Consider the following 16859-nt stretch of genomic DNA (forward strand, 5'->3'; position numbering starts at 1 on the left):
AGCAGCAGGAATGAGGAGAACCAATGTCCGGAGTGTTCGAAGCTCTCAACGTCATCGATGGCGAAGTGCTGGAGGGTTCCAGCGGCGAGTTCCTCCACGTGATCAATCCTGCAACGGGTGAACCTATCTCGAGAGTCACCCTGAGCAATGCCGACGACGTCGACCGGGCGGTCGATGCGGCGCACCGAGCACAGCCCAACTGGGCGAGTCTGCCGCACGCGGAGCGTGGGCGTGTATTGAACGAGATCGTGGACCATCTCGAACGGCACGTGCAGGAATTGATGGACCTCGAGATCGCAGACACTGGGAAGCCGATCACGGCCGCCGCTGAGGAGGAGTTTCCTGGCATTCTCGAGGCCGCGAGGCTGTTCGCCAATGCCTGGCGGGTGATGAGTGCTCCGTCGGCCGGCGAACATGCCTCGGGCGCGGTCACGTATGTGCAGCGCGAACCGCTCGGGGTCGTCAGTGCGATCACTCCGTGGAACTATCCGCTCTGGCAGGCACTCTGGAAGATTATCCCCGCAATTGCCACTGGAAATGCGGTGGTCGTGAAGCCCTCTGAGGTGACCCCGCGGTCCACGACCCGATTTGTCGAAATGATCCAGGAGTACCTGCCTTCCGGCTTGGTGAACGTCGTGAACGGGCGAGGCAGCGACCTGGGAGATGCCTTGACCTTGCACGAACACGTCGAACTCGTGTCGTTCACCGGATCCACGCGAACAGGTCGCATCATTGCGCGCAATGCGGCCGAGCGTCCGAAGCGCACCGTGATGGAGCTTGGCGGCAACGCTCCTGTGATCGTGTGCGCCGACGTGGATGTCGCAGGCGCCGCCCAGAAGATCACGGGATCCGCGCTGTATAACGCGGGCCAGGAGTGTCAGGCGTCCACGCGCATTCTCGTGCACGAGTCGATCGCTGACGCCTTCGTCGCCGCACTCCGCGATAGCTTCGAGGCTGTGACTGTCGGAGATCCGCTGGATCCGGACACCGTTCTGGGGCCGTTGAGTTCTGCGGAGCACCTTGCGAAGGTCGTGGAGCTCGTGGAGCTTGGGAAGCAGGAGGGCACTCTGGTCACGGGAGGCGAAGTGTTGGATCGGCCGGGCTTCTTCTTCACACCCACGATCATTACCGGCCTCCAGCAGAACAGCCGGGTGGTTCAGGAGGAGATTTTCGGCCCGGTTGTCACCGTGCAAACCTTCTCAGACCCGGAAGAAGCGATCCGACTGGCGAACGATGTCGAGTACGGGCTGGCAGGATCGGTGTGGACGAAGGATTCGGGTTTCGGGCTCGAGCTGCTGGGGCGTCTCGATTTCGGGAACGTGTGGTTGAACACGCATCTCGTGCTGAGCCCGGCGATGCCGATCGGTGGGTTCAAGGCCTCCGGCTTCGGTAAGGAAGGCGGCTTGCTCGGTATTGAGGAGTACACCCGCGTGAAGCAGATCGGCCTGGCGCTCGGCAGCTGAAATGCCGCTCACCGTTCGCTCAGCATCGCCGAGCTCAGCAGCATGTGCAGGGGCAGCGTCGCGGTAGGGTCGTCGAGCGGAACGCCGAGTTCCTGTACGCGTCGCAGCCGCGACTGCAATGTGTTGCGGTGCACGCCCAGTGTCGCCGCGGCTGCGGTCGCGGAGCCGTGGTGACCCAGGTATGCGAGCAGGGCTTCGATGAGGTCTGTGCGAGCTGAATCCTGCATCAGCTGAGGCAGCAGTGACTCCGCCATCTGCGCAGCGTCGACGGAAGGCAGCGCTCGGGCGAGCAGCCGCAGCGGGGTGGCATCGAAGCTCACGACCGCGGTCTCGGCATGGGCAGGATCAGCGATCCTCGCCGCATACCAGGCCTCGCGCAGCCCGGCTGCCGCCTCCGCTGAGCCCCGGTGGGGCTTCGAAACCCCAACGGCAATCCCGAAGGAGCGTCCGAGCTCGGGGTGGCCTGCGATCGCACCCCGCAGCCGGTCGTAGGCCACCGCGCCTGAGCTAGAGGCCGTATCGGATCCCGATTCTGATGGCGATCCCGACTCGGGTTCGGCGATGAAGCCGACCCATCCCTCGCTCACGCCGGCGAGTGGGGTCCGCGGGAACAGTTCGTTCCAGAAGCGATGGACGGCGTGCCCGGCGCGGTCCCGCGACTCGCAGGTGATGCACACCGCGATCCAGTGCTCGTCGAGCGGTGATTCGAGCGTCTCGAACGCGCCCTGCAACTGGGGAGGGTCCAAACTGTGCCGCGCGGATACCCCGGAAACTACGGCCAGCGAGACGAGCGGCAACGACGCCTGCATCGAGTCCAAACGCGAAGCCAGAAGCAGCGCTCGTACGGTCGGCGCGGCCATTGAGAGCACCTGCTCAGCGGTGGCGGAGCCGTGCTCCGGCACGATCGCGACGAGCGCATCATCGGCGGTAGAGTCCCCGGGAATGGCGACAGCGACACGGCGGCCGTCGTCGGTGCTTCTGGCCTCGGTGCTTCTGGACCCGGTGCTCCCGGACCTGGTGTTCCTGCCCCCGGGATTCCGAGACCAGCCGCCTTCGCCGCTCTCGATCGAGACGGGTGCCCCGTCGAGCTCCTCGGAGATGAGCCCGAGTGCTTCCGAGAGCTCGGTGACCCCGGCAATGCGGTCGTGAAAGGTCTGCAACCGCGCGAGTGACCCGGCACGAATCACGCCCAGCTGCATGGCGATGTCGAGCGAGACACGGGTCATATCGACGTCGGTCGTGAACAGCGAGAGCCCGAGGCGGCGAGCCAGTTCGATGACCGTGCTCGTGAACGAGCGCTTCGGCACGACGAGTGCGCAGGCCCGCCGTTCCCACGCGTAGCGAAGGGCCGCCGAGATCATCCACCCGCCCCGGGCGACATCTTGGGTGAGTACGACGATCGTGTCGGGGCCGACGCTCGACACCTCTTCGATATCGGCGACGAGGGCGACATCGCGCACCGGGCTCGTCGTCGATGCGAGATGCAGCTGCTCGAGTCCGCGCAGCTCTCGCGACGAGGTGAGCTCTCTGAGCTTCACCGCGCCATGCTTCATGGCGCTGGGCGCCACGGGACCAGACATCGCAGTACCGGGTGCCGTGGCACCAGGCGCCGCAGCACTAGACACTGTCCCGTTGTGCTTCGCATCAGGCATGACCGGCTCCTCTGCGTCCCTTCGCCCACACGTTCAGTGCTGCGGGCCCGACGAGCTCGAGGCCCTCCGGTGTGTACCACTGCGGTGCGGCGGGCAGGATCACGATATCGAGTGTGTTCCCCACCCACAGATCGTCGAGACTCGCGACGCTCGCGTTCTCGGGTCTCAGCATGGTGATGATGTCGGGCACGACCGCGACGACATCGCCGTCGATCATCACCATGAGCAGTTCGTTCTGGATTTCGAGCTGCACGATGCGCCCCTGCGCCTCCTCGATCAGCACGACGCTGGAGGGGTGATCGGGTTGGCCCGGAGGTGCGGGTCGGGAGAGCCCTGCCACATCGCTGACGGTCGCGCGAATGATCCGCCGTACGCCCTCGGTGCGCTGCAGGGCGGCGTGCTTCTCCCTTACTCCGCGGGAGGAATCGAGGAGACGGCCGATCCTCACCATTCTCGAGACGCTGCCGGTGATCGCGTGCTGGGTCAGCGTCGACGCATTCATCGGGTAGAGCGCGGTCGCCGACCAGCCGCCGAATTCTCCGGCCAGTGCGCGGACGAGCCGTTCCGCGCGGCGAGGCGGGGCGACGTCGAGCACTGCGGTCTCGCCGGTGGCCCCGGCGACGCCGATCGGGCCGGCCGACAGCCCTCCGAGCGTGAACACCGACTGGTAGAGGAGTGGGAAGACGCGGCCCATCGGATCTGCGTCGACCACGGGGATGCCGAGTTGCAGTGCACTGAGGAACGGCACGAGCGCGTTCACGTTGGCAGCGGCCAGCGGCATGATCCCGGCGGCAGGCCGGCCGAGGGCCTGTTCGACAAGGCGCAGGCTCCGAGTGAACTCGTCGCCGACGGGTCGCAGATCTGACAGCGGCAGCCCGTTGTTCACGAAGCCGAGGGCGACGATGAGCGCGTCGTCGTCGAACTCGCCTGCGACGCGCAGTTCGGCGTCGGTGCCGTGCGCGCGCATGTGCGCGAGGGTGCGGTGCGCCTGTTCGATGCACCAGTCGGGGTCTGCGGAGCAGGCGAGGAAGCGTGCTCCCGTGAGCAGGTGCCGGATGTCGTCTTGGTCAAGTCGCATCGTCGGCCTCCGTCTGCATCCGTCCGGCCGAGTCGTCGAGCGGGTCGATATCGAACGGATTGCTGTCGAGCGGATCGAGGATCGACCCCGCAATGCCGCGCACCCGCACCGAGACGACATTGGGGTGTTCGTAGGTTGTCGCGACGAGGCGGGATTCGAGGATCCGCACCTGCGCGGGGAGCGCGCCGAATGCGACGAGTCGTGCGCCGACGCGTGCGCGTGCGGCGGTGAGCGCCTGCTCCATGTCGTCGGCGTTGCTCACTCGAACCACGCGGTTCGCCCAGTCGGCGATGGGTGTGCATGCGGCGCCGAGTGCGCGCAGGTCGAGGTCGGTGGTGACGCGTGGGTCAAGGGTTGAGATGGCATCGGGGGCTTCGGCGTCGAGGTGGTGCCCGGAGGTGACGAGCAGGGGAGGATCTCCCTGACCGGAGTGCAGATACGTGCTCAGGGGTGGCGTGTTCGCCGTCTGCGTGGCGAGCAGCATCTCCTGCGTGTCGCGATGCTGCGGAACGACGGTCGGTACACCTGACACGATCTCGCCCAGGAAGGTCTCGTCAGGGCGCGAGACCACGATGCGCCCTTGCTCGATTCGGCAGAGCGCCGCGGCACCGATCAGCTCGGTCGGGTGTGCCGAGAACAGCGAGTGCACGGGGGCGAGCGGGAGGCGGGTCAGAGGAATGCGTCCGCCGTCATTGGTCGTCACGTACAGGCGGGCGAGCGGAGCCAGGCTCTCCGAGACGAGCGCGAATGCCGTCGCGAGGGAGTTCGCAGCCTGCTGCTGTGCGCTGTTGAGCTGGGCGGTGCGCTCTCGCACCGCGAAGGAGTTGCTCGCGAAGACGTGGGAATAGTCGATGCTGGCGGGGTCGGCCCGCGCGAGGAGCACCTCACCCGCGCGTTCCTCGTGTTCGGGGGATACCCGTGCGCCGACGCTCGTAATGACGTACCGTCGGCCCGGCGCCGTCATCTCGGCGAAGCGCTCGAGCGCCGCGATGTCGAGTGGTGCGAGCTCGTCGCCGAGGGTGGTGTGGCCGCCCCTGATGTGCACGATCTCGGGCTGGACGTCATGGAACGGTGATGCGATGAGCTCGTGGCTCGGGTCGATCGGGGGCCGAGGCGCGATGCGAATAGCGGTGATCGGGGTGCGATCCTGCTCCACGAACGCATCGCACACATCGAAGACGATGAGATCGGGCGGAGACGGCGCGTCTGCCAGCAGCGACGTGAGGAGCGTTCGGTAGGCGTCGAGCAGGCTGATTCCGGATCGCGGAGTGCGATGTTCCCGCCCGATCCTGCCCGCCCCGACCGTGATGCCGACGAGCTCGTGCTCCGATACCCGCACCCCGATTCGCATCTTTGCATTCTACGTCAGCTTGAGATTGTGCAATATGCACAGCATCTCGGGTGGCGCGCTCGATACCTTGTGGGCTAGTCCCCGGTAATCGACGAGACGACGGAGTTTTCATGATTCGCAGTGTGCTCACACTTCATACCGACCCCGAGCAGGTGCAGCCCGTGTTCGACCTGTACCGCGCCGAGCAGATCTTGCAGGAGTCCCTCGACCTGACCCGTGCCACGGCGTCTGAGATCTCGGTTGCAGCAGACGGATCCGGGGAGATCCTCGTCACTGCCCTCTGGCCCGACGAAGCGGCCTACCAGGAGTGGATCGATCACCCCAAGCGCGGCCGCACCCAGCCGGCACTCTCAGCCCTGCTCGCCGACGCCCGCATCGGCGAGGCTCGGCTCTTCCGCATCGATCACGATGTACGCAAGCCTTAACCCATCACCCGCACATCCACGAAAGAAGAATGCAATGAAGCAGTTCCCACGAATCCTCGCAGGCGCAGGCGCCCTCGCACTGGGCGTGAGCCTCGTCGCGTGCAGCTCCGACAGTGGCGGCGGTGACGCCGCAGGCGAGTCCTACTCGGTCGTGCTCCTCGCCGCATCGTCGCAGAACGGCTACAACCAGGCCGTCTACGAGGGCATCGAGAAGAAGGCGGAAGAGCTCTCCGACGAGCTCGGCATCACGATCGAGACGAAGATCCAAGACGGCCAGTTCGATGCGAACACGCAGCTGTCGCAGCTGCAGAACGCCGGCACCACCGGCCAGGCCGACGGCATCATCGTGGTACCGCACGACGGCCCCGCGCTCAACGCCGCATTCCCGCTCGGCAGCGACATCCCCGTCGTCTCGGTGCTGAACCCGATCGGCCCCGACATCACCGATATGGAGCCGCAGGTCGAGGGCGTCGTCTCGACGGTCGCATCGCCGCCTGCGAGCGGAGCGACGCTGCAGGCCGAGTCGGCAGCCGAGTACTGCGCCGATATCGACCCCTGCAAGATCGGACTGCTCGCAGGCCTCCTGAACTCGCCGCTCGACATCGAGCGCATCGACGCCTGGAAGGCAGTGCTCGAAAAGCACGACAACATCGAGATCGTCGGCACCGTCGAAGGCGCCTACGACCGTGACCAGTCGCTGACCGCAGTGTCGAACCTGCTGCAGGCGAACAAAGACATCAACGGCATCATCAGCAACGCCGACCAGCAGACGATGGGCGCGCAGATCGCGCTCGAGAATGCCGGCATCGACCCGTCCTCGGTCTTCCTGACCGGCGGCGGCGGCACCACTGAAGCCGTGCAGGCGGTCATCGACGGCACCTGGACCAACGACTTCCTGAACTTCCCCGTCAGCATGGGCGAGGCCTCGCTCGAGCAGCTCGTGAACTCGCTGCGCGGCGAAGAGGTGGAGACCGTGGTCGACGCCGACTCGCTCGTCGACCTCGGCCCCATCGCCACCAAGGAGGATCTCGAGGCAAGCGACTTCACCGGCGAGTGGAACGGCTGAGCCGATGACTGACCCCGCAACCCACGAGGTGCTCGTCGAGCTGCGGGCCGTCGACAAGCGATTCGGCGGCACGCAGGCGCTTGGCGGCGTCTCCCTCGAAGTACGCAGCGGAGAGATCCACGCGTTCGTCGGTGAGAACGGCGCAGGCAAGTCGACACTCGGCAAGGTCATCGCGGGAATCTACGCCGCCGACCGGGGAGCCGTCGTCGTCGACGGCTCCCCGGTCGACCGGTGGAACCCCGGGCTGGCGCAACGACAGGGCATCGCGATGATCGCACAGGAGCTCGCGCTCGTGCCCGACCTGACCGTCGCCCAGAACGTCTTCCTCGGCGCCGAAGAGCACCGCTGGGGAATCGAACGGAGCAACCTCGACGATCGATTCGCGGCGCTCGACGCCGAAGTCGGATTCGGCCTCGACCCGCGGGCCCGAGTGCGCGACCTGCGCATCGCCGATCAGCAGAAGGTCGAGATCCTCCGTTCGCTCGCCCGCAACGCGCGCGTCATCGTGATGGACGAGCCGACCTCCTCGCTCACCGCGCACGAGATGTCGCAGCTCGAAGAGCTCATGCGCCTGCTGCGTGACCGCGGCTGCTGCGTCATCTACGTGTCGCACTTCCTCGACTCGGTACTCGGTGTGGCAGATCGCATCACTGTGCTGCGCGACGGCCGGAAGATTCAGACCGTCGAGCGCGCTGAGGTGACGAAGCAAGACCTCGTCACCTCGATGCTGGGGCGCGAGCTCGAACAGGCCTACCCCGACCGACCGGCAGCGCCCGATCTCTCGGTCGCGCCCATGCTGCGCGTCGACGGGCTGCGCACCCGCACCGGGGTCGAAAGCATGTCGTTCGACGTGCGACCCGGCGAGATCGTCGGCCTCCTGGGCCTCGTCGGCAGCGGCCGCACCGAGTGCCTGCGCGCGGTGTTCGGTCTCGACGACGTCGTGGACGGCACGATCGAGTTCACCGGGCAGAACTGGCGCGGGCGGAGCCCGAAGCAGTCGATCGAAGCGGGCCTCGTCTTCGTCTCCGAAGATCGGCACAAGGACGGTCTCGTACTCCAGCGCTCGGTGCGCGAGAACATCTCGCTCGCCAGCCTGACGCATCGCGCCGCAGCCGGCATCATCCGAACGCGAGACGAGAAGCAAGCCGCACTCGAGCAGGCCAGAGCCCTCGAGATGCGTCCGCTCGACATCGAGCTGCCCGTCGGGTGGTTCTCGGGCGGAAACCAGCAGAAGGCACTCCTCGGGAAGGCGCTCGCCGCCAGACCGAAGCTCATCGTGCTCGACGAACCCACCCGCGGAGTCGACGTCGGCGCGAAGCGCACCATTTACGAACTCATCGCGAGACTCGCGGAGGAGGGCATCGGTGTCCTCCTCATCTCGTCCGAGCACGAGGAGATCATGGAGCTGGCCCATCGCGCCTACCTGGTCTCTGAGGGACGAACATTCGGGGAGATCGTTCCCCGCGAAACCACTGTGGAAGACGTGCTCTTCAGCCTCTTCCACGTCGCATCCGGAGAGGAGGCCGCAGCGTGAGCGAGGCCCTGAACACCACCGCCACGCAGGTGCGCGCGCGGAAGAAATTCTCACTCGGCGAAGTCGCGATCGAGTACGCCGTGCTGATCCTGCTCGCCATCGTGCTGGTCGCACTCGCGATCCTGTCGCCGTCGTTCTTCACCTTCGGCAACATCGTGAACATCCTGAACCAGAACGCGCCGCTCGTGATCATCGCGGCGGCCGGCACGTTCGTGATCATCTCGGGCAACTTCGACCTCTCGACTGGCGCGATGTTCAGTGTCGCCGGTGTGGTCTCGGCCTGGCTCGCGGTGACCACGGAGAACGTCTGGCTCGCGCTGCTGGCCGCTCCCGTTGTGGGGCTCGTACTCGGTGCGTTCAACGGCGTCGTGATCACCCGCCTCCGCGTGCATTCCTTCCTCGCGACGCTCGCGTCTTCGATGATCTTCACGACGATCGCCGTGCTCATCACCGGGGGCAGCCTCATCACTGTCACGACGCCGGGCTTCACCTCCCTCGGTCGCGACCGGGTCGGCGGCATCTTCATCGCGGTGTTCGTGATGATCGCGGTGGTCGCAGCCTTCTGGTTCCTGCTCTCGCGCACGGTCTTCGGCCGGCACGTCTACGCGGTCGGCGGCAACGCGGAGGCCGCGGAGCTCTCAGGCATCCACGTGACCCGCACGCGCATCATCGTCTTCGTGCTCAGCGGCCTTGCCGCCGGCTCGGCGGCAGCGATCGGCGTCTCACGTATCGCCTCAGGGCAGCCGCTCGCCGGTTCGGGGCTGGAGCTCAGCGCCATCGCGGCGGTCATCCTCGGCGGTACGAGCATCTACGGCGGCATCGGCGCGGTCTGGCGCTCGATCGCCGGTGTCTTCCTGATCGCACTCATCGGCAACGGCTTCGATCTGCTCAACCTCAACCCGCAGCTCAAAGACATGGTCACCGGTTTCATCATCCTCGCCGCGGTCGGTCTCGCAGCCGCGGGTCGAACGAAACGCTGACCGCGGCGACGCACTCGCCGCACCAGACCAGACCGAGCTCCGCGCGACGAGCGCGAGCTTCGCACCACCCTTCACCATCCATGGAAGGAACATCTGTCATGTCCGAAAACGTACGGATCGCCATCGACGTCGGCGGCACGTTCACCGACGTCGTGAAACTCGTCCCCGATACGGGAGAGCTCCGCTTCGAGAAGGTTCCGACGACTCCCAGCGAGCCGACCGCCGGAGTACTCGCCGCGTTCGACAAGGCCGAAGCCGATCCGGTAGAGGTCAGCACCTTCAACCACGGCAGCACGCTCGGTCTGAACTCGCTGCTCACCCGTACCGGTGCGCGCATCGCGACGATCGCGACGCGCGGCTTCCGCGACGTGTACCTTCTGGGCCGCACCGACCGCAAGGTGATGTACGACTTCGCTCACCAGAAGCCGGCAGCGCTGCTCGAGCGCTACGACACCTTCGAGGTCACCGAACGGAGCATGTTCGACGGATCGGTCGCCACGCCGTTCGACGAAGACGACGCACGCGAGGTTGCGCGGGAGATCGCCCGCCGCGGGTATGACGCTGTCGCCGTCGCCTTCCTGCACGCCTACGCCAACCCGGCTCACGAACTGCGGATGCGCGAGGTGCTCGAGGAGGAGGCGCCCGACGTCGAGGTGACCATCTCGCATGAGCTGTCACGGGAGTACCGGGAGTACGAACGGACGAGCACGGCAGTGCTCGACGCCTACATCAAGCCGATCATGCGCAGCTACCTCAAGGCCCTCGAGGGCGAACTCGAGCAGCGCGGCTTCGACGGGCGCTTCCTCATGTCGCGCTCGGGCGGCGGTGCGATGACGGCGTCGGCAGCTCGGGAGCAGCCGGTCAACCTGATCCTCTCCGGCCCGGCCGGCGGTGTCGTCGGTGCGGCGGCATTCTCGAAGCTCATCGGACGCCCGAACCTCATCACCATCGACATGGGTGGCACGAGCCTCGACGCGTCACTGGTGCAGAACGGTCAGCCCGTGCTCTATCACGGCGCCGAGTTCGAGGGGCTCCCGATCAACACTCCCTCCCTCTACATCCACACGATCGGTGCCGGCGGCGGCTCGCTCGGATACCTGGATGAGGCCGGAGCGCTGCAGGTCGGCCCGAAGAGCGCCGGCGCGATGCCCGGTCCGGCGGCCTACGGCCGAGGGGGCACCGAGCCCACCTTCACCGACGCGGCCCTGGCCATCGGGTACCTCGGGGTCGATACCCCGCTCGGCGGGGAGCTCACGCTCGACCGCGAGAAGTCGCTCGAAGCGCTGACACCGATCGCCGAGCAGCTGGGTCTCACGCGTACCGCGCTCGCGCGCGGCATGGTGCAGATCTCCAACACCAAGATCATGGGCGCCGTGCGCGCGATCACCATCGAGCTCGGGCACGACCCGAAGGACTTCGCCCTGCTCTCGTTCGGCGGCGGCGGCGGGCTCGTCGCAGTCGACGTGGCGCGCGAACTGGGGATCCCCGAGGTCATCGTGCCGCCCGGGCAGGGCGCATTCTCCGCCCTCGGCATGCTCATGGCCGACGTGCAGCACGACTACTCGCGAACGAGCATCCAGGCGCTCGACGACCTCGACGCGGCCGCGGCCGACGAGCAGTTCTCGGGCATGGAGGCGGAAGCTGCAGAGACTCTGCGGGCGGAGGGCTTCTCCGACGATCGTATGGAGTTCCACCGCGTCGTCGCCGTCCGCTACTCGGGTCAGGAGCACGCGGTGACGGTCGACTACCCAGATGGGGCGGCCGATCCGCGCGAGGCGATCCGCGAACAGTTCGATCACCTGCACCTGCGCCAGTACGGCCACACGATGGACGATGCCATCGAGACCACCACCCTTCGTCTGCACGCGACCGGCATCGTCGACAAGCCTGAACTGCCGAAGGCCGCGCAGCGCCCCGCAGGCGAGAGCCCCTCGTACAGTACTCGCACCGTCACCCTCGAGGGCGACGTCGAGGCGGAGTACAAGCTGCTCGCCCGCGAAGAGCTGATGGCCGGCGACGTATTGGACGGGCCTGCGGTCGTCACCGAGCACACCGCTACCACCGTGCTCCACGAGGGCGACCGCCTCGAGGTCGGCCCCTACGGCGAACTCATCATCTCCATCCAGCACGCACAGAAGGAGGCCCCCCGTGGCTGACGCAATCACCACCGAGATCATCCGGCACGGTCTGCTCGCGGCGGCCGAGGAAGTCGCGCGCAACCTCTGCCGCACCGCATACAACACCGTGGTCTACGAGATCCACGATTACGGCATCGGCATTCACGACGCGAACGGCGACGTGGTGGCAGACGCTCCCGGCATCGCCGTGTTCACGCGCGGTAACGACGCGGGCATCAAGCACTCCGTCGAGTTCTTGGGCGCTGACGCGATGGAGCCCGGTGACGTCTTCATCATCAACTACCCCTACTGGTCGAGCGCCCACACGCTCGATCCGCTGGTGTTCGCGCCGATCCACGCGGAAGGTCAGCTCATCGGCTTCGCCTCCTGCCGCATCCACGTGACGGACCTCAACCAGAAGGATCCCGGCTACGTGCTCGACTCGACCGACCGTTCGCAAGAGGGGCTCATCATGCCCGCCTCGAAGCTGTACCGGCGCGGCGAGCGCAACGACGACGTGTTCAACATCATCCGCTTCAACAGCCGGATGCCGAAGCACACGATCGGCGATATTCAGGCGCAGGTCTCCGCCGTGGTCACCGGCGTACGCCGCACCCAGGAGCTCGCCGGGAAGTACGGTGTCGACACCCTCGAGGAGTCGATGCGTACGATCAACGAGCACGGTGAGAAGCTCGCCCGACTCGCGCTCGCGAAGCTGCCGAAGGGCACCTGGACGGCAGTCGACTACGTCGACGACGACGGGATCAACAAAGACGATCTGGTCAAGCTGCAGTGCACCGTCACCGTCACCGATGAAGAGATGGTCGTCGACTGGACCGGCAGCGCCGAGAACGTCGAGGGTCCGATCAACCTGCCCCCCGGGCAGACGCAGGCCCTGTCGAGCCTCATCTTCAAGTCGCTGACGACGCCCGACTCCCCGGTCGTCGCAGGCAACTTCGCACCCATGCGCGTCGTGACGGTGCCCGGGTCGGTCATGCACGCCGTGTCGCCCATGCCGACCTTCACCCTGTGGACGGGGCTGCTGGCGGGCGAGGTGATCCTGAAAGCCCTCGCGCAGGGCATGCCCGAACTCGTACCGGCCTGCTCGGGCGGCGACGTCTGCTCGATGATGGGTCTCGGCATCAATCCGCGCACGGGCGAGCCGTGGCAGGAGGCCACCAACGAAGCCGTCGGCTACGGCGGCACCGCCACCCATGATGGTGAAGACGGCATCATGCACCTCTCCGAGCCGGGATGCCGCAACAACCCGGTCGAGGTGCTCGAGGCGAAGTCGTCGATGATCATCGACCACTACGGGTACCGTCCCGACACCGGGGGAGCGGGCAAGTTCCGCGGAGGCGTCGGCGTGAGCCGCGCGTACCGCTTCACCGCACCCTCCACCGGCATCTGCCTCGTCTACAAGACGAAGACGAAGCCGTGGTCGATCGCCGGCGGCCAGGAGGGTGAGCCCAACGTCATCGTGCTCAACCCGGGAACCGACCGCGAAGTGCGACAGGGCGGCAGCTACAACAAGCTCGACGCCGGCGAGGTGCTCGTGAACGCGACCGGCGGCGGTGGCGGATACGGGAGCCCCTTCGAGCGTGACCCTGAGGCGGTCGCTCACGACGTGCGCAATGGTTTCGTCTCGGCCGAATCGGCTGAGCGCGATTACGGCGTCGCGGTCGGCGACGACTTCGCGGTCGATGTCGATCGGACGGCGGCCCTGCGCGGGTAACGTTCGTGGGGTAGACGACGGTCCAGGCTGGAGCATGGCTCGGCGAGAAACCGAGTGCGAGTGTTGAGCCGAGCGCGAGCTCGGGATCGAGTTCGCGTGTGGAACCGAGTGCGAGCTGGGAACCTGGGAACCGAGCAGGAACCGAAGACGACGAGCAGGAGAGGCAAGAACATGTCGAATACACCGAATAACGACGGACAGAAGAACGGTGACCTGAGAATCACCGGTGCCAAAGTCTGGGGCGGTGCGGAGCGCGGCTTCGAGGAGCGCGATCTACTGATCTCGAACGGAGTCGTCGTCGATGGCGCGGCTTCCGGTGGCGCGGCGCCCGAGGGATCGGCACCCCGCGTGCTCGATGTCTCGGGCGGTTGGGTGATCCCGGGCCTGATCGATGCCCATTTCCACGCGTACGCCAACAGTATGGACGGGCTCGAGAACGAGCGCGGCCCGCTCAGCTACGCGGCCATCAACGGAACACTGCGCCTGGGTGCGGCGCTGCGCCGCGGCTTCACCACCGTACGCGACGTGGCCGGTGGCGACATCGGGCTCGCCCACGCGATCGAGCGCGGCATGTTCCCCTCTCCCCGCTACCACTTCACCGGCCCGGCCCTCAGCCAGACGGGTGGGCACGGGGATCCTCGCTCCGCCCACGTCGACGTCTGCTTCTCCCACGGACACATGTGCGAGGTCGTCGACGGCGTCGAGCCGCTGCGCGTGGCGGTGCGCAACCGTCTGCGCACCGGTGCGCACGCGATCAAGGTGATGACCTCGGGAGGCGTCTTCTCTCTGACCGACCCGATCCTCATTCCGCAGTACTCGCCCGAAGAACTGCGAGCCGTCGTCGAAGAAGCCACCCGCCGCGGCAGCTACGTCGCCGCGCACGCCTACTCGGTCGACGCCGTCATGCACTCGATCGAGAACGGAGTTCGGTCGATCGAGCACGGCAACCTCATCGACCCGGCGACGGCGCAGCGCATGGCCGAACTCGGAGCCTTCATGGTGCCGACGCTCGCCGCCTACGATGCGATGGACCGTCGCGGCGCCGAGATCGGGCTCAATGAGATCTCGCTCGAGAAGAACTCTCAGGTGCTCTCGAAGGGGCAAGAAGCGGTGCAGATGGCGCTCGCCGCAGGGGTGCGCGTCGGCTTCGGCAGCGACCTCATGGGCGATCTCGAAGACGACCAGCTCTGCGGGGTGCGTCTGCAGGTCGAGGCGAGCGGCGCGGCTGAGACCTTGCGGTCGATGACCCAGCGCAATGCCGAACTCATCGGCGACAAGCGCCTCGGTCACCTCGGCGCGGGTGCCTTCGGTGATGCGGTGGTGCTCGCCGAGAATCCGCTCGAGGATCCCTCGGGGCTGTGGGAGGAGAGCGCTCGCCGAGCCGTCGTGCAGGGCGGACGGATCGTCGCCGAGAACAACTAAGAATCGTCAGCGACTCGGGCGAAGTCGAGAACGACTGCCCGCTGAAAGGAATGGGGCGCGAACTGCACTCACCGCGTGGGTGAGACTGCAGTTCGCGCCCCATTCCTGTGCTCGTGCGGACCGCTCTTCTCGCTCCTGTTCAGCGGCCTTCCGCAGCCGATGACGCCCACGGAACCCTTGAAGTCTCGCCGATGTGCGCACACCCCTGACCTTCATGTAATGTGATATGTCACAGAGGGTTGAGCCCTCCGATTCATCCAAACTCGATTTTCACGAGGGAGTGACTCCTTGGACGACTTTCTCGCCGTTATCGGCGATATCAACACAGCGATCTGGAACCCGATGGCCTATCTGGCCCTCGGCCTGGGGCTGTTCTACACGATCTGGACCGGTGCGGTACAGATTCGACGGCTGCCCGATCTGATCTCCATTCTGAAGGAGAAGCAGGGCACCGAAGAGGGCGAGATCTCCAGCTTCCAGGCGCTCGCCATGACCCTCGCGAGCCGTGTGGGCGTTGGAAACATCGCCGGCGTCGCGACCGCGATCGCAGCCGGCGGCCCGGGGGCACTGTTCTGGATGGTTGTCATGGCTCTGCTCGGCGGGGCGACCGCCTTCGCCGAATCGACGCTTGCGCAGGTCTACAAGCGCAAGGTCGGTGGCGAGTACCGCGGCGGCATCCCCTACTACATCGAGAAGGGCTTGGGTCAGAAGTGGCTCGCGGTCATCGCTGCCGCAGCAACGCTGGTGCTCTACGCAGTGCTCGCCCCCGGCGTGCAGAGCTTCAACATCTCGGACAGCTTCAGCACCGCATTCAGCCTGCCGGGTTGGGCCACCGGCCTGATCGTCGCCGGGCTCTTCGGCCTCGTCGTCTTCGGCGGCACCAAGCGCATCGCCGGAGTTGCTGACAAGATCGTGCCGTTCATGGCGGCCGCATACATCCTGCTCGCGATCATCGTCATCATCATCAACATCGCGGATCTGCCCGCCGTCATCGGCATGATCCTCTCGAGCGCGTTCGGCGTGCACCAGGTGTTCGGCGGCATCGTCGGCGCTGCGATCGCGTGGGGCGTGCGTCGCGCGGTCTTCTCGAACGTCGCGGGCGTCGGCGAGGGAACCTACGCCTCGGCTGCCGCATCGGTGTCGCACCCCGCGAAGCAGGGCATCGTCCAGGCCTTCTCGGTTTACGTCGACACCGTGCTCGTCTGCTCGGCAACTGGAATCATGATCATCATGACCGGCAGTTACAACGTCATCACCGAGGCCGGTGAGACCCTCGTCGAGAACGTGCCCGGTGTTGCCGCCGGAACGCAGTTCACACAGGTCGCACTCGAGGCCAGCTTCGGCGCGTTCGGCCCCGTGTTCGTGGCACTTTCGCTCTTCCTCTTCGCGTACACCACGCTGATCGCCTTCAACTACATCGCGACGTCGGCGATGGCATACCTCGTCCCCGAGAAGGCGCTGCCCGTCGCGACTCGCATTTTGCAGGCCGTCATGACGATCATGGTGTTCCTCGGTGCGGTGGCATCGGCAGATCTCATTTGGGGGATCGGCGATATCGGCTACGGCACGCTCGGCTGGATCAACATGATCTGCCTGCTGTTCCTCGCCCCGAAGGTGCGGAAGGTGCTCAAGGACTACACCTCCCAGAAGAAGCAGGGCCTCGACCCGGTGTTCGATGCGGCGAAGGCTGGCATCAGTGGCACCGAGGCGTGGGATTCCTCGGCGCCCACGACGAGCGTCGTGCTCGCCATGGAGCGCAACGCCGAAGGTATGCGGTAGTCACACTCCACCAGAACACACAGCTGCGGCCTGCCCCATCCGAGATGGGGCAGGCCGCAGCTTTATCTGTGCGAGACGAGCGGTGAGCCTGGCTGGGGAACGGAGACCCGCCGGCAGAACGGAGAAGGGCGCGAACTGCACTCACCGCGTGGGTGAGACTGCAATTCGCGCCCTTCTCCTTGGGTCCGATTCCAGTTTCCAAGGCAGGCTCCGATTCCGGGCGCCGGGCACCGAGGCCCAGCCGCCAGAACCTCGCT

At 66.3% G+C, this 16859-nt stretch carries 12 protein-coding genes; 9 read left to right on the forward strand and 3 right to left on the reverse strand.

Features of this window, described 5'->3' with window-relative positions; translation table 11 throughout:
• Nucleotides 1-23: 23 nt before the first annotated feature.
• Nucleotides 24-1463, forward strand: a complete 1440-nt coding sequence (locus ACUYV6_RS01990; protein WP_449276966.1) for an aldehyde dehydrogenase family protein — start codon at nt 24-26, stop codon at nt 1461-1463.
• 8 nt (nt 1464-1471) lie between these two features.
• Here the strand turns inward: ACUYV6_RS01990 and ACUYV6_RS01995 are convergent, their stop codons facing one another.
• Genes ACUYV6_RS01995 through ACUYV6_RS02005 form a run of 3 tightly spaced genes read right to left on the reverse strand, consistent with a single transcriptional unit; the run spans nt 1472 to nt 5544 of the window.
• Nucleotides 1472-3115 carry a PucR family transcriptional regulator gene (locus ACUYV6_RS01995; protein ID WP_449276967.1) on the reverse strand — a complete coding sequence of 548 codons (1644 nt, stop codon included), beginning with the start codon at nt 3113-3115 and terminating at the stop codon, nt 1472-1474.
• Nucleotides 3108-4193 carry a DUF917 domain-containing protein gene (locus tag ACUYV6_RS02000; protein WP_449276968.1) on the reverse strand — a complete coding sequence of 362 codons (1086 nt, stop codon included), beginning with the start codon at nt 4191-4193 and terminating at the stop codon, nt 3108-3110. The genes ACUYV6_RS01995 and ACUYV6_RS02000 overlap by 8 nt, the downstream gene beginning before the upstream one ends.
• Complete coding sequence (locus tag ACUYV6_RS02005; RefSeq protein ID WP_449276969.1) at nt 4183-5544, reverse strand: hypothetical protein; 1362 nt, start codon at nt 5542-5544, stop codon at nt 4183-4185. Before ACUYV6_RS02005 ends, ACUYV6_RS02000 begins: the two co-directional genes overlap by 11 nt.
• A gap of 110 nt (nt 5545-5654) precedes the next feature.
• On the opposite strand from ACUYV6_RS02005, the gene ACUYV6_RS02010 reads away from it, so the two are divergent.
• The 8 genes from ACUYV6_RS02010 to ACUYV6_RS02045 all read left to right on the forward strand — a co-directional run bounded on the left by ACUYV6_RS02010 (nt 5655) and on the right by ACUYV6_RS02045 (nt 16602).
• Complete coding sequence (locus ACUYV6_RS02010; RefSeq protein WP_449276970.1) at nt 5655-5969, forward strand: hypothetical protein; 315 nt, start codon at nt 5655-5657, stop codon at nt 5967-5969.
• Nucleotides 5970-6003: 34 nt separating this feature from the next.
• Nucleotides 6004-7035 (forward strand): sugar ABC transporter substrate-binding protein, encoded by a 1032-nt coding sequence (locus ACUYV6_RS02015; RefSeq protein WP_449276971.1) that lies wholly within the window; start codon nt 6004-6006, stop codon nt 7033-7035.
• A gap of 4 nt (nt 7036-7039) precedes the next feature.
• Complete coding sequence (locus tag ACUYV6_RS02020; RefSeq protein WP_449276972.1) at nt 7040-8569, forward strand: sugar ABC transporter ATP-binding protein; 1530 nt, start codon at nt 7040-7042, stop codon at nt 8567-8569.
• Nucleotides 8566-9549 carry an ABC transporter permease gene (locus ACUYV6_RS02025; RefSeq protein WP_449276973.1) on the forward strand — a complete coding sequence of 328 codons (984 nt, stop codon included), beginning with the start codon at nt 8566-8568 and terminating at the stop codon, nt 9547-9549. The genes ACUYV6_RS02020 and ACUYV6_RS02025 overlap by 4 nt, the downstream gene beginning before the upstream one ends.
• 98 nt (nt 9550-9647) lie before the next feature.
• Nucleotides 9648-11705 (forward strand): hydantoinase/oxoprolinase family protein, encoded by a 2058-nt coding sequence (locus ACUYV6_RS02030; protein WP_449276974.1) that lies wholly within the window; start codon nt 9648-9650, stop codon nt 11703-11705.
• Nucleotides 11698-13401, forward strand: a complete 1704-nt coding sequence (locus ACUYV6_RS02035) for a hydantoinase B/oxoprolinase family protein (RefSeq protein WP_449276975.1) — start codon at nt 11698-11700, stop codon at nt 13399-13401. The genes ACUYV6_RS02030 and ACUYV6_RS02035 overlap by 8 nt, the downstream gene beginning before the upstream one ends.
• A gap of 171 nt (nt 13402-13572) precedes the next feature.
• Nucleotides 13573-14823: an amidohydrolase family protein gene (locus tag ACUYV6_RS02040; RefSeq protein ID WP_449276976.1), complete on the forward strand. Its 1251-nt coding sequence runs from the start codon at nt 13573-13575 to the stop codon at nt 14821-14823.
• Nucleotides 14824-15111: 288 nt separating this feature from the next.
• The gene (locus tag ACUYV6_RS02045) at nt 15112-16602 is read left to right on the forward strand and encodes an alanine/glycine:cation symporter family protein (protein ID WP_449276977.1); all 1491 of its coding nucleotides are present in this window, start codon (nt 15112-15114) and stop codon (nt 16600-16602) included.
• Nucleotides 16603-16859 lie beyond the last annotated feature (257 nt).

Source organism: Leucobacter sp. GX24907, assembly GCF_053567335.1.

Excerpts from the sequence above, each read along its gene's own strand:
- ACUYV6_RS01990 (WP_449276966.1), top strand. The coding sequence starts at position 24 with ATGTCCGGAGTGTTCGAAGCTCTCAACGTCATCGATGGCGAAGTGCTG.
- ACUYV6_RS02030 (WP_449276974.1), top strand. The coding sequence starts at position 9,648 with ATGTCCGAAAACGTACGGATCGCCATCGACGTCGGCGGCACGTTCACC.
- ACUYV6_RS02015 (WP_449276971.1), top strand. The coding sequence starts at position 6,004 with ATGAAGCAGTTCCCACGAATCCTCGCAGGCGCAGGCGCCCTCGCACTG.
- ACUYV6_RS02040 (WP_449276976.1), top strand. The coding sequence starts at position 13,573 with ATGTCGAATACACCGAATAACGACGGACAGAAGAACGGTGACCTGAGA.
- ACUYV6_RS02005 (WP_449276969.1), bottom strand. The coding sequence starts at position 5,544 with ATGCGAATCGGGGTGCGGGTATCGGAGCACGAGCTCGTCGGCATCACG.
- ACUYV6_RS02020 (WP_449276972.1), top strand. The coding sequence starts at position 7,040 with ATGACTGACCCCGCAACCCACGAGGTGCTCGTCGAGCTGCGGGCCGTC.
- ACUYV6_RS02010 (WP_449276970.1), top strand. The coding sequence starts at position 5,655 with ATGATTCGCAGTGTGCTCACACTTCATACCGACCCCGAGCAGGTGCAG.
- ACUYV6_RS01995 (WP_449276967.1), bottom strand. The coding sequence starts at position 3,115 with ATGCCTGATGCGAAGCACAACGGGACAGTGTCTAGTGCTGCGGCGCCT.
- ACUYV6_RS02000 (WP_449276968.1), bottom strand. The coding sequence starts at position 4,193 with ATGCGACTTGACCAAGACGACATCCGGCACCTGCTCACGGGAGCACGC.